We start from the raw sequence: 12,047 nt of genomic DNA, 5'->3' as shown, positions 1-12,047 counted from the left end.
CGAACCCATGGTGCGGATCCGCTCGGTACGCAAGAGCTTCGGACCGGTGGAGGTGCTGAAGGGCATCAGCCTGGACGTGCCGGCCGGCGGGGTCGTGTGCGTCGTCGGGCCCTCGGGCTCCGGCAAGTCGACCCTGCTGCGCTGCGTGAACCGCCTGGAGACGATCGACGCGGGCCGCGTCTGGGTCGACGGCGAGCTGATCGGCTACCACGAGCAGGGAGAGCGGCTCCACCTGCTCCGCCCGGCCGAGCTGTGCCGGCAGCGGCAGGGCATCGGCATGGTGTTCCAGCGCTTCCACCTCTTCCCGCACCGCACGGCGCTGGAGAACGTCATGGAGGGCCCGGTCACGGTCAAGGGCGCCAAGAAGGCGGAGGCGCGGCGGCGGGCCGTCGAGCTGCTGGAGCGGGTGGGGCTCGCCGACCGGGCGCACCACTACCCCGCGCAGCTCTCCGGGGGCCAGCAGCAGCGGGTGGCCATCGCGCGCAGCCTGGCCATGGACCCGAAGCTGATGCTGTTCGACGAGCCGACCAGCGCGCTCGACCCCGAGCTGGTCCAGGAGGTGCTGGCGGTGATGCGCGACCTCGCCCGCAGCGGCATGACCATGATGGTGGTCACCCACGAGATGGGGTTCGCCCGCGAGGTCGGCGACCACCTGGTGTTCATCGACGACGGTGCGATCGTCGAGCAGGGCGACCCTCGCGAGGTACTCGCCGACCCGCGCCACGAGCGCTTCCGCGCCTTCCTCGGCCAGGTCCTGTGAACCGCGCGGCGTCCGGCGCCGGTCCGGAGCGCTTCGACCTGCTGGTGCGCGGTGGTCTCGTGGTCGACGGCACGGCGGGCCCGGCGCGGGCCGCCGACGTCGGCGTGGCCGGGGGGCGCGTCACACTTCTGCCGCCGGGACGTCCCGCCGAGGCGCGGCAGGTGCTCGACGCGGAGGGGATGGCCGTCGCGCCCGGCTTCATCGACGTCCACACCCACTCGGACGGCGTGGTCCTGATCGGCACGGACGGTGACCACCCGCTCGTCTGGGCGTCGGTGCTCCAGGGGGTGACCACCGAGATCTGCGGGAACTGCGGCTCCAGCCTCTTCCCCGCCCTCCCCGAGCGGCTGGAGGAGCTGCGCGGCGAGACCCGGATCACCTTCGGCGGCGAGGTCGGGATATTTCGGGACTTCGCGGGGTTCGCCGCGACGCACTCCGCGCTGCCCCGGGCCAACCACCTCGCCTCCCTCGTCGGCCACGGCACGCTCCGCGCGGGCGTGATGGGCCATGTCGACCGCCCCGCGACCCCGCGGGAGCTCGGCGCCATGCGCTCGCTGCTCGACCTGTCGCTCTCCCAGGGGGCCGCGGGCCTGTCGACCGGGCTCATCTACACCCCCGGCACGTACGCGGGCACCGACGAGGTGGTCGCGCTCGCCGCCGTCGCCGCCCGCCACGGCAAGCCGTACGTCACGCACCTGCGCGACGAGATGTCCCGGGTGGAGGAGGCACTGGAGGAGGCCGTCGAGATCGCCCGCCGGAGCGGCGCGGCGCTGCACGTCTCCCACCACAAGACCGCGGGCAGGTACGCCTGGGGCCGTACCTCGCGCACCCTGCCCCGCATCGCCGAACTGCGCGACGGGGGCATGGACATCACCTGCGACGTCTACCCGTACACGGCGGGCAGCACGTCCCTCGCCGCGATGCTCCCGCCGTGGGCCAACGACGGCGGCTACGCGGTGCTGGCGGCGCGGCTGGCCGACCCCGCCCAGCGCGAGCGCATGCGGAGGGCCATCGCCGAGGGCGTCCCCGGCTGGGAGAACACCGTCGGCAACGGCGGCTGGGACCGCGTCTCGATCGCCTGCGCGCCGCGCCACCCCGAGATCGAGGGCCGTACGGTCGCGGAGCTGGCCGCGTCCAGGGACGCCGACCCGGTCGACGTCGCCGCCGAGCTGCTGATCGCCGAGGACGGCGAGGTGACGATCATCAGCCACTCCATGGTGGAGGAGGACGTGCGGCGGGTGCTGGCCTCGCCGTACGCGATGATCGGCTCCGACGGGGTGCCCAAGCCGGGCGGGCGCCCGCATCCCCGCTGGGCGGGCACCTACCCGAGGGTCCTCGGGCACTACGGCCGCGACCTCGGCCTGCTCACGCTGGAGGCGGCGGTGCACAAGATGACCGGCATGGCCGCCGCCCGCTTCGGGCTCGCCGGTCGCGGGGTGATCCGTGACGGCGCCCACGCCGACCTCGTAGTATTCGACCCCGCCACCGTGGCCGACCGCGCCACGTTCGGCGAGCCGCTCCTGCCTCCCGCCGGGATCGGCGCCGTGGTCGTCGGCGGGCAGATCGTGGTCAGGGACGGCACCCCGACCGCCGCCCGCCCGGGAACGGTGCTCGCCACATGATCGACCTGGAATCCCTGGGAGACGAGTGCCCGGGGACGCTGGCCGTCTCGGTGCCCGGCCTGCTCGCCCTGAACGAGGACGTGGAGCTGCCGCTGGCGAGCGCGGGCAAGCTCCTGCTGCTCGCCGAGGTCGCGCGCGGCGTCGCCTCGGGGTCCCTCGACCCCGCCGAGCGGGTGACGCTGCTGGACGACGACTACCGGGGCGGGTCGGGCCTGCTGCGCGGCCTTACCGCCCGCCAGTGGACCGTGGGTGACCTGGCCCTGCTCACGGCGGCGGTGAGCGACAACACCGCGACCAACGCGCTGCTGCGGCGGCTCGGGCTCGACCGGGTCAACGAGAGGGCGGGCGACCTCGGGTTCGCCCGCACCCGCGTCCTCGACCTGATCCGCGAGCCCCGCCTGCCGGAGCACCCGCCCACCTTCGCCGTGGGCACGGCCGCCGAGCTGGCCCGGTTCGCCACCCTGCTGATCACGTACGGCCCGGACGAGGACGCGCCGTGGAAGGCCATGCTGCTGGGCTGGATGGCGCACAACACCGACAGGAGCCTCGTGCCCGCCCTTCTCCCCCACGAGCCGGAGGACCGCGACGTCCCCTCGGTGGTGCCGCCCGGCACCGTGTGGGCGGCGAACAAGACCGGCACCGACACCGGTGTGCGCACCGATGTGGGCGTGCTGGCCGGGGCGCGCCGCATCGGCTACGCCGTGCTGGCCAGTGGACCGGCGGGCCGGGAGCACGACCTGGTCAAGGCCGTACGGCAGGCCGGGCTGCGGATCGGCGCCCTGGCCCTGCGGCGCGACTGACCGGTTGGGGGCGGCCGGTCAGCGCTGGGCGACGCGCAGCTGGGCCGAGGCGTCGCGCAGGTAGTCGATGAAGGAGCGCAGCGCGGGGTTCGGGTTGGTGGGCCGGATGGCCGCGCCGATGCGGCGGAAGAGCTTCGGCCCCTCGACCCGGCAGACGTGGATCCCCGTGGCGCCCTGCGCGCCGAGGCTCGGCACCAGCGCCACGCCCAGCCCGGCGCGTACGAGCCCGAGCGTGACCTCGTAGTGGTCGCTCCGGCAGCGGATCGCCGGGCTGAAGCCCTCCAGCGCGCTCGCCCGCTCCAGCACCGAGACCGGCGTGTCGGTGCCGTAGGTGGTGATCCAGGGCTCGTCGGCCAGGTCGGCGAGCCGCACCCGGGGACGCTGCCCTGCGGGATGGCCCACCGGCACGACCAGGAGCTGCGGCTCGTCGAACAGGTGGATCACCTCGACGCCGTCGGGGGCCTTCCAGGGGTCGAGGGCGTTCTCGAACACCACGAGCACGTCGAGCGCGCCGCGTTCGAGGTCGGGAAGCAGCTCGTGCGGCTGGCCCAGCACCAGGTCGAGCTCCACGCCGGGGTGCCGCGCGCTGAACGTCGACAGCGCCAGGGGCAACAGGCGGTAGCCGGCGGAGGCGAAGAAGCCGATGCTGAGCTGCCCGGCGTCCGCACGCGCCTGGGCGAGCAGGTCCTTCTCCGCGGCCTCGATGATGTCGAGCACCTCCTGCGCCCGGGTGGCGAGCCGGCGCCCGGCCGCGGTGAGCCGCAGGCTGTGCGCGTCGCGCTCGACCAGCCCGATGCCCGCCTCGTCCTCAAGGCGGGAGAGCTGGTGGGACACGGCCGAGGGCGAGAGCCGCAGGCTCCGCGCGGCCCCGGCGATGCTCCCGGTACGGAAGACCTCAAGGAGCACCCTGAGGCGGTGACTGCTCAGCACCTCCCCAGTATCAGCGCAGGCCAGGGCAGATCGGACCTCAGGCGGAGGTGCGGCCGCGGCCGAGCGCCAAGGGGGCGGTGAAGGCGGCCCAGACCAGCTTCCCGCGGCCCTCCTGGAGCCGCCAGCCCCAGGAGCGGCTCAGGCTCTCGACCAGCCACAGGCCCCGGCCGCTCTCGGCGAGGTGGTCGGCCTCGGTGACGACCGGCGGCCGGTCCTCGGGGTCGAAGACCGCGCACACCACGTGGGAGGCACGGTGGAGCAGGCGGAGCCGGGTGGGCTCCCCGGCGTGCCGCACGGCGTTGCTGACCAGCTCGGAGACGACCAGGCGGGCGTCGCAGATCAGCTCGTCGAGACCCCAGTTGTTCAGGGTCGTCACCGTGAAGTCCCGTGCCACCTTGACGGACGCGCCCGTACGGCCGAGGGCCCGCAGCTCGGCGACCGGCTCCCAGAGGTTGTCCTCCATCGCGGGTAGCAGCCACCAGGGAGCCTCGCCCCGTACAACGGATTGCCGGCGTGCCAGGTGTGCGGTCATCAAGGTCCTCACTACGTTGGGCCGTTCACGCGGTCGGGACATGACGTGGGAGAGTCAATCTTTCCTTCACGTGCCGTACAGATGCAAGAACAGATGCACGTGCAGATTGCTCTTTTCCCACGGAACTGTGACATTCACTCCTACAACCTGGATTCTTCTGGGCAGACCGGAAAGGCCGAGGGGCCGTATACGACGGGGCCCCGGGGATGAGACACTGACGGCTCATTCATCCGAGGCTCCAGGGAGCTCGCATGATCTCGGCGCTGGGCTCTGACGAAACTGGTGACGGGCGCGTCGCCGCCCACTCCCGGGGCGGCCCCACCGCCCTGCGCATCCTCCTGGGCGCCCAGCTGCGCCGGCTGCGCACGGCCAACGGCATCACGCGCGAGCAGGCGGGCGAGGCCATCCGCGCCTCCCACGCCAAGATCAGCCGTCTGGAGCTCGGCCGGGTCGGCTTCAAGTCCCGCGACGTCGCCGACCTGCTCACCATGTACGGCGTGGGCGAGACCGACGAGCGCGCCACGTTCCTCGCGCTGGCCGAGCAGGCGAACGCGCCGGGCTGGTGGCACAAGTACAGCGACCTGCTCCCCACGTGGTTCGAGCTCTACGTCGGGCTGGAGGAGGCCGCCTCGGTCATCCGCACGTACGAGATCCAGTTCGTCCCGGGTCTCACCCAGACCGAGGACTACGCCCGCTCGGTGATCATCCTCGGCCACGCGGACGCGTCCGCCGAGGAGATCGACCGCCGCATCTCGCTGAGGATGGCCAGGCAGCGGCGCGTCACCTCCCCCGACGGGCCGAGGTTCTGGGCCCTGGTGGACGAGGCGGCGCTCCGGCGCCCGCTCGGCGGCCCGAAGGTCATGCGCGCGCAGGTCGAGCGCCTTCTGGAGCTGACCGCCTCGCCGAACATCACCCTGCAGATCGTCCCGTTCGGCCACGGCGGGCACGCGGCGGCCGGTGGGCCGTTCACCATCCTGCGGTTCGACGAGCGCGAGATCCCCGACGTCGTCTACATGGAGCAGCTCACCAGCGCCCTGTACCTCGACAAGCGCGAGGAGACCGACCCGTACATGAAGGTCATGGACCGCCTGTGCGTCGAGGCCTCCACCGTGGCCGAGTCGAGGCGGTTCCTCGAAACGTTCCTCAAGGAGATGTGAGGCGGAACCACCGGCCATGCCGCATGGGATGCCGAAGTCGTCATGTCATTGTGAGTGACATTGGTCTCTGCCATGCTTTCGGCCATCAGCGGCAGATGGGCGTTTCGCATGGCACGAAAGATCCTGATATGACCGAGGTCTTCACGCTTGGAGAGGCGCTCGGTGTCATCTCCGCCGACCGTCTCCGCCACGACACCGACGTACGTCTCGACGTCGCCGGCGCCGAGCTCACCGCCGCCGTCGGACTCGCCCGGCTGGGGCACTCCGTGACCTGGCTGGGGCGGGTCGGCGGCGACGAGCTGGGCGCCAGGGTCGTAACGGTGCTGCGCGGCGAGGGGGTCGACGTCTCCCACGTGCAGTCCGACCCCGGCGCGCCCACCGGTCTGGTCATCAGGCAGCGGCGCATCGGCCGGGTCGGCCACGTCGTCCACTACCGCGGCGGGTCCGCCGGGTCCCGGCTCGGGCCGGGCGACGTCCCGGCGCGAGCCCTGCAGTCGGCCAAGGTGCTGCACGTCACCGGCATCACCCCGGCGCTGAGCGGCACCGCCTGGAGCGCGGCGCACCACGCGATCAAGCTCGCCAGGGACTCCGGCACGGCCGTCTCCGTGGACGTGAACTACCGGCCGCAGCTCTGGATCGACCGCCAGGAGGCCGTCGAGGCGCTCAACGAGCTGGCGACGGGAGCCGACGTGCTCTTCGCCAACCAGGACGAGCTCCAGCTCATCGAGCCGGTCATTGGAACGATCCGCGAGCTGGTGGTCACCCGGGGCGCCAAGGGCGCGAGCGCCACGGTGAACGGTATGCGGTACGACGCGCAGGCCGCGCCCGTGACGGTCGTCGACCCGGTTGGAGCCGGGGGCGCCTTCGCCGCCGGGTATCTCAGCGGCCTCCTGGAGGAGTTGCACCCGACCGACCGCCTGCGCCGCGGGTGCGCGCTCGCCGCCTTCGCGGTGGCGAGCGGAAGCCCCTGGCAGGGCCTCCCCACCCGCACCGAGCTTCCCCCGCTCACCTTCTGAGGACACCGCCCTTCTGAGGACACCGACCCGAAAGCGCTCGCGGCCGGGACGTACCGGCCCGGCCTGAGGCGGCGGCCGGCCGGGCCGTACTGGACGACGCGAACCACGCATGGCGCGACCGGATCCCTCGCCGATCCGGTTGGGCGACGGCTCGCCGGGCGGGTCAGAGTTTCAGCGGCAGCCGGGCCAGCCGCCAGGAACCCGGCATCGGCTGGCGTTCGAGCTCGGACGGGTCGACGGCCAGCGCCAGGTCGGGGAAGCGCCGGAGCAGCGCCTCGAACGCGACCTCGCCCTCCTGGCGGGCCAGCGCGGCGCCCAGGCAGTAGTGCAGGCCGTGCCCGAACCCCACGTGGTTCTCCCGGCGCCCGTCCGGCTCGCGGGTGATGTCGAGCCTTTCCGGATGGTCGAACTCCCGGGGGTCGTAGTTGGCTCCGACCAGCACCGCCATCACCGCCTCGCCCTTGCGCACCGGCATACCGCCGATCTCGACGTCCTCGGCGGCGTAGCGCAGGCGGGTGGCCTGGACGGGGCCGCACCAGCGCATGAGCTCGTGGACGGCCCGCGGCATGAGCCCCGGGTCCTTCCTGAGCAGGTCGAGCTGCTCGCGATGGGTGAGCAGGGCGGCGGTCCCGTTGCCGATGAGATGGGCCGTGGTCTCGTGCCCCGCCAGCACGAGGGTGAGGACCAGCGTGACCATCTCGGTGTCGCTGAGCCGGTCGCCGTCCTCGTCGTGCGTGCGGATGAGGCCGCTCAGCAGGTCGCCGGTGGGGGCCGCGCGGCGCCGCTCGATCAGCTCGTGGATGTGCGTGATCATGTCCCGCAGGGCGGTCGCCATGCCTCCCGCCTGCAGTGTGACGAGCGCCTTTCCCCACTCCCGCCACTGCGCGCGGTCCTCCTCCGGGATGCCCACCAGCTCGCAGATGACGGTGATCGGCAGGGGGTAGGAGAAGTGCTCCATCAGCTCCACGACACCGCCCTCTGCCGTGCCGGCGAGCCTGTCGAGCAGGTCCTCCGTGATCTCCTCGACGCGGGGCCTCAGCTCCGCGACCCTGCGGGCGGTGAACGTGCGCGACACCAGCTTGCGCAGCCTGATGTGGTCGGCGCCGTCGGCGTCCAGGACGCTGTCCAGCACGTACTGCGCGTACTCCTTGGGGATGCCCCGGGCCTCCATCTCCTTCTCGCGGATGTTCTCGATGTCCAGCCCCGGCACGTTGGCCGGGTTGTTCACGAACCGCGGGTCTCCGAGCACCATCTTGACGTCGTCGTACCTGGTGACCAGCCAGATCCCCGTGCCGCGTCCGAAGAAGGAGCCCCGTGCGAGCGGTGCCTGCTCGCGCATCCGGGAGTACCCGCCGAAGGGGTCCCTCATCAGCTCCAGGTCCATCATGTTGACCGTGGCGGCCATGGTGGAGGCGCCCGCGCTACGGGGTGCGCCTGTGGTGCTCGCCGTGCCTGTGGTGCTGGCCGGGCTGTGATCGGCCGAAGTTCCCATGCTTGCCCTCCTCGGGCTCGGGTGCTGTTCCGCCTGACGATTTCCCTCCTGGTTCCGGCTCCGCGGTGCTCGACTCCCCCGTGGAGGTGCCCCAGGCAGTCAAGAGGACCGCGTAGTTCTATGCGCGTTCAAGGCACGTCTCAACCCTGCTTCACCGGAACTGTCGAACCGGTGTAAGCCCAGCCGGGGACCGCCGTCCGCGCCCCTGGATGCCCCTAGGAGCCGGGGAGGCGGCGGACCCGCTTGTTGCTCGGGTCGTAGAGCGGCTCGCCGGCGATCTCGGCGGCGACCCACCCGCCGTTGACGCCGACCTCCACCCGGCCCGTGAACTCGGCGCTCTCACTTCCGGCACTTCCGGGCTCGCCGACCGGCAGGTACGCATAGGCGATCGAGCGGTCGACGCGGTGCCCGTACCCTCCGCTGGTCACCCGGGACGCGGGGACGCCTCCGACCCGCACGGGCTCCCCGCCGAGGCAGATCTGCCGGGGGTCGGCGAGCACCAGGCAGCGCAGCGCGTACCGCGGCGCGCCCAGCGCGTCACGGCCGAGGAACTCCTTGTCCCCGTGGACGGCGAAGCCCAGGCCCGCCTCGATGGGCGTCGTCTCCGGGGTGATGTCGAGCCCCCAGACCCGGTAGCCCTTCTCCAGCCGCAGCGAGTCCAGCGCCCGGTAGCCCGCGGGGCGCATGCCGAACGGCAGGCCGGCCTCCATCAGGGTGTCCCACAAGGTGAGCCCGTACTCGGAGGGACAGTAGAGCTCCCACCCGAACTCCCCGGCGAAGGTGACACGCTGGGCGAGCACCGGCACGAGCCCGGCGCTGATCTCCCGCGCCCGCATGTAGCCGAAGGTCAGGTCGTCGCCGGTCAGCTCGCCGAGGATGTCGAGCGCCTTGGGTCCCCACAGGCAGTAGCACGCGTACGCCGAGGTGACGTCCCGCACGTCGAGCCCGTGGCGGCGCAGCCAGGCGGCGTCGTGCACGCCGAAGGCCGTCCCCGTGACCATGCGGAACCGGTCGCCGTCCAGCCGGGTCACGGTCACGTCCGCCTCGATGCCCCCGCGCTCGTTCAGCATCTGGGTGTAGACCACCGAGCCGACGGGACGGTCGAGGTCGTTGGCGCAGAGGCGCTGGAGGCCGGCCAGCCCGGTGATCTCCAGCTTGGAGAACGACGTCTGGTCGAACAGCCCGGCGGCGTCGCGGGTCGCCAGGCACTCGGCCCGGATCGCGGGCGACCAGAACCTCCCGGCCCATCCGGCGGGCCGGAACTCCTCCCCCGATTCCCCGGAGGCGTCCGGGGCGAACCAGTTGACCCGCTCCCAGCCCGCCTTCTCGCCGAACTCGGCGCCCAGCTCGACGTGCCGTGCCCAGGCGGGCGATCGGCGCAGCGGGCGAGCGGCCGTACGCTCCTCGCCCGGGTACACCACGTCGTAGTACTTGCTGTAGGAGTCCAGTGCCTTGGCACGCGCCCACCGGGAGCCCCGCGCGTGAGAACCGAACCTGCGGATGTCCATGCCGAAGACGTCGTACTCCGGCGAGCCGTCGACGATCCACTCGGCCATGACCTTGCCGACGCCGCCCGCGGCGGCGAGCCCGTGGACGCAGAACCCGGCCGCGACCCACAGCCCGGCGACCGCGGTCTCCCCGAGCAGGAACTCCCCGTCGGGGGTGAACGCCTCGGGCCCGTGGACGACCTTGGCGAAGGCGGCGGCGTCCTGGCCGTCGCCGGTCTCCATGCGGGCGAGGTCGGGAAGCCGCCGGCCCGCCGACTCCCACGATTCACGAAATTTCGGCATATTGGGCTCGAAGAGCGTGCGCGGCTCGGCCAGCGGAGTCGCCGCCTCCCAGACCTCCGGGGTCCGGATGTAGCCGCCGACGAGGATGCCGCCGCCCTCCTCGCGGAAGTACACGATGTTGTCGGGGTCGCGCACGGTCGGCGTCGTGGCCGGCACCCCGAACGGCCGCGTCACGACGTACTGGTGCTTGATCGGCACGATGGGGACGTCGACCCCCGCCATCCGCCCGACCTTCCCCGCCGCCGCGCCCGCCGCGTTGACCACGGTCTCGGTGGCGATGACCTGCTCGCCGACCTGGACGCCGCGCACCCGCCCGTCCCGGACGTCCAGCCCGGTCACCTGGACGCCGGTCACGATGCGCACGCCGAGCTTCTCCGCGCCGGCCGCGAGGGCCCGCGCGAGGCTCGCCGGGTCGAGCCAGCCGTCGCCCGGCAGCCACAGGGCCGCGCGCACGTCGCCGACCTCCATCAGTGGCAGCAGGTCGCGCGCTTCGGCCGCCGACAGGATGTCCATGTCGAGCCCGTACGTCTCGGCGGCGCCGGCCTGGCGGAGCAGTTCCTCCTGCCGCTCGGCGGTGGTGGCGAGCCGCAGGCCGCCCGCGCCGTGCCAGCCGGGGTCGAGGCCCGTCAGGTCCCTGAGCTCGGGATACAGCCCGGCCGAGTACATGATCATGCGGGTCTGGGTGACGGTGGACCTGAGCTGGCCGACGAACCCGGCCGAGTGCCAGGTGGTGCCCTCCGTCAGCTCGTGCTGTTCGAGCAGGATGACGTCGGTCCAGCCGAGCCGTGCCAGGTGGTAGGCGACACTGCAGCCGGCGACGCCGCCACCGACCACCACGGCCTGCGCCTCGGCGGGAAGTTTCACCATCGGTACCCCCGTGTAACACCCAACCCGCAGAATCGGATCAATGGTCTGAAGGTAGACCAAAGGAGGCCCGCGTGCCAGATGTCCTCAGCTCGGCACTCGAACTCGTCACGGCCTGGGCCGGCCGACCGGTCACCCATACCCAGATCAAGGGCGGTCTGAGCCACCGAATCGTCCGGCTGGACACCGAGGCGGGCGATCGCTGGCTGCTGCGGATCCTCGACCCCGGCGTCTCGGCCGCCGGGCTGGGCATCCCCCTCGACCTGGAGATCGTCAACACCGTCAGGGCCGCCCAGGCGGGCGTCGGCGCCGAGGTGCTGCTCCGCCTCCCCGGCGCGGTGCTGCTCGAGTACATCGACGGGCCGACGCTCGACGCCGCGGCCGTACGGGACCCCGCGATGACCGCCGGCATCGCCGAGGCCTGCCGCCGCCTGCACGCGGGGCCGCGCTTCGCGACCGACTTCTCGATCTTCCGCAAGCTGGACGAACTGCTGGCGCTCTGCCGCGCCCACGCGCTGAAGATCCCCGCCGGTTTCGAGGACTGGCTGCCGGTCGTGGCCGAGATCGAGGCCGCCCTCGCCGTACGCCGGCCGCCGGCCGTGCCCTGCCACAACGACCTGCTGCCGGAGAACTTCATCTTCGACGGCTCGGCTGTGCGCATCGTCGACTACCAGCTCTCGGGCAACAACGACCCGGCGTTCGAACTGGGGGACATCGCGGCCGAGGCCGATTATGACCAAGAAATGGTCAAGCGGTTGACGCGCGCCTACTTCGGGGACGAGGATCCCGCGGCAAGAGTCCAGCTTTATCTGATCATGTCCAACTTCACCTGGACGTTGTGGTTCAGCGTCCACCACGGCCTGCTCGCCGAGCAGGCCGCTGCCGCCGACTTCGACTACGACGCCGAAGCGGCCGACAAGTTCGCGCAGGCCGTACGGGACCTCAACGATCCCGGGCTCGGGCTGCTCATCGACGACGTCCGAGGCCGGCGACGGCCCCGTGACCCCGATCCGCGCATCCCCTCACCTCCGACCGCGCCGTCTCCGCCGTTCCCACCGGCCTGACGCGCAGCCACCCCCGCACC

General features: G+C 72.3%; 10 protein-coding genes. 6 read left to right on the top strand and 4 right to left on the bottom strand.

Annotation, left to right across the window (positions count from 1 at the left end; translation table 11 throughout):
- The first annotated feature begins 7 nt into the window (after positions 1-7).
- Genes OG589_RS40435 through OG589_RS40425 form a run of 3 tightly spaced genes read left to right on the top strand, consistent with a single transcriptional unit; the run spans position 8 to position 3,182 of the window.
- A complete protein-coding gene (locus tag OG589_RS40435; protein ID WP_405152219.1) occupies positions 8-760 on the top strand; it encodes an amino acid ABC transporter ATP-binding protein in 753 nt (250 codons plus the stop codon).
- Positions 757-2,382 (top strand): amidohydrolase family protein, encoded by a 1,626-nt coding sequence (locus OG589_RS40430; protein ID WP_405143950.1) that lies wholly within the window; start codon positions 757-759, stop codon positions 2,380-2,382. The genes OG589_RS40435 and OG589_RS40430 overlap by 4 nt, the downstream gene beginning before the upstream one ends.
- On the top strand, positions 2,379-3,182 hold the full coding sequence (locus OG589_RS40425) for a serine hydrolase (protein ID WP_405143948.1): 804 nt from the start codon (positions 2,379-2,381) through the stop codon (positions 3,180-3,182). The genes OG589_RS40430 and OG589_RS40425 overlap by 4 nt, the downstream gene beginning before the upstream one ends.
- Positions 3,183-3,200: 18 nt before the next feature.
- Here OG589_RS40425 and OG589_RS40420 read toward each other — a convergent pair whose 3' ends face one another.
- Positions 3,201-4,112: a LysR family transcriptional regulator gene (locus OG589_RS40420; protein WP_405143946.1), complete on the bottom strand. Its 912-nt coding sequence runs from the start codon at positions 4,110-4,112 to the stop codon at positions 3,201-3,203.
- Positions 4,113-4,149: 37 nt separating this feature from the next.
- A complete protein-coding gene (locus OG589_RS40415; protein WP_405143945.1) occupies positions 4,150-4,644 on the bottom strand; it encodes an ATP-binding protein in 495 nt (164 codons plus the stop codon).
- 251 nt (positions 4,645-4,895) lie between these two features.
- On the opposite strand from OG589_RS40415, the gene OG589_RS40410 reads away from it, so the two are divergent.
- Together OG589_RS40410 and OG589_RS40405 are read left to right on the top strand one after the other, a co-directional pair.
- Positions 4,896-5,801 (top strand): helix-turn-helix domain-containing protein, encoded by a 906-nt coding sequence (locus OG589_RS40410; RefSeq protein ID WP_405143944.1) that lies wholly within the window; start codon positions 4,896-4,898, stop codon positions 5,799-5,801.
- A 128-nt stretch (positions 5,802-5,929) separates the two neighbouring features.
- Positions 5,930-6,817, top strand: a complete 888-nt coding sequence (locus tag OG589_RS40405) for a sugar kinase (RefSeq protein WP_405143942.1) — start codon at positions 5,930-5,932, stop codon at positions 6,815-6,817.
- Positions 6,818-6,980: 163 nt separating this feature from the next.
- On the opposite strand, the gene OG589_RS40400 is transcribed toward OG589_RS40405, so the two are convergent.
- Positions 6,981-8,309 (bottom strand): cytochrome P450, encoded by a 1,329-nt coding sequence (locus OG589_RS40400; RefSeq protein ID WP_405143941.1) that lies wholly within the window; start codon positions 8,307-8,309, stop codon positions 6,981-6,983.
- 215 nt (positions 8,310-8,524) lie between these two features.
- Positions 8,525-10,966 carry an FAD-dependent oxidoreductase gene (locus tag OG589_RS40395; RefSeq protein WP_405143939.1) on the bottom strand — a complete coding sequence of 814 codons (2,442 nt, stop codon included), beginning with the start codon at positions 10,964-10,966 and terminating at the stop codon, positions 8,525-8,527.
- 71 nt (positions 10,967-11,037) lie between these two features.
- Here OG589_RS40395 and OG589_RS40390 point away from each other — a divergent pair, with 71 nt between their 5' ends.
- Positions 11,038-12,027, top strand: a complete 990-nt coding sequence (locus OG589_RS40390) for a phosphotransferase (RefSeq protein ID WP_405143938.1) — start codon at positions 11,038-11,040, stop codon at positions 12,025-12,027.
- Positions 12,028-12,047: the final 20 nt, after the last annotated feature.

The sequence above is a fragment of the Sphaerisporangium sp. NBC_01403 genome, assembly GCF_045040145.1.
GTDB lineage: Bacteria > Actinomycetota > Actinomycetes > Streptosporangiales > Streptosporangiaceae > Sphaerisporangium > Sphaerisporangium viridialbum.
The sequence above is the reverse complement of the archived record's forward strand: the minus strand, read 5'-3'. Positions and strand labels throughout refer to the sequence as shown.

Excerpts from the sequence above, each read along its gene's own strand:
- OG589_RS40435 (WP_405152219.1), top strand. The coding sequence starts at position 8 with ATGGTGCGGATCCGCTCGGTACGCAAGAGCTTCGGACCGGTGGAGGTG.
- OG589_RS40425 (WP_405143948.1), top strand. The coding sequence starts at position 2,379 with ATGATCGACCTGGAATCCCTGGGAGACGAGTGCCCGGGGACGCTGGCC.
- OG589_RS40415 (WP_405143945.1), bottom strand. The coding sequence starts at position 4,644 with ATGACCGCACACCTGGCACGCCGGCAATCCGTTGTACGGGGCGAGGCT.
- OG589_RS40410 (WP_405143944.1), top strand. The coding sequence starts at position 4,896 with ATGATCTCGGCGCTGGGCTCTGACGAAACTGGTGACGGGCGCGTCGCC.
- OG589_RS40405 (WP_405143942.1), top strand. The coding sequence starts at position 5,930 with ATGACCGAGGTCTTCACGCTTGGAGAGGCGCTCGGTGTCATCTCCGCC.
- OG589_RS40400 (WP_405143941.1), bottom strand. The coding sequence starts at position 8,309 with ATGGGAACTTCGGCCGATCACAGCCCGGCCAGCACCACAGGCACGGCG.
- OG589_RS40395 (WP_405143939.1), bottom strand. The coding sequence starts at position 10,966 with ATGGTGAAACTTCCCGCCGAGGCGCAGGCCGTGGTGGTCGGTGGCGGC.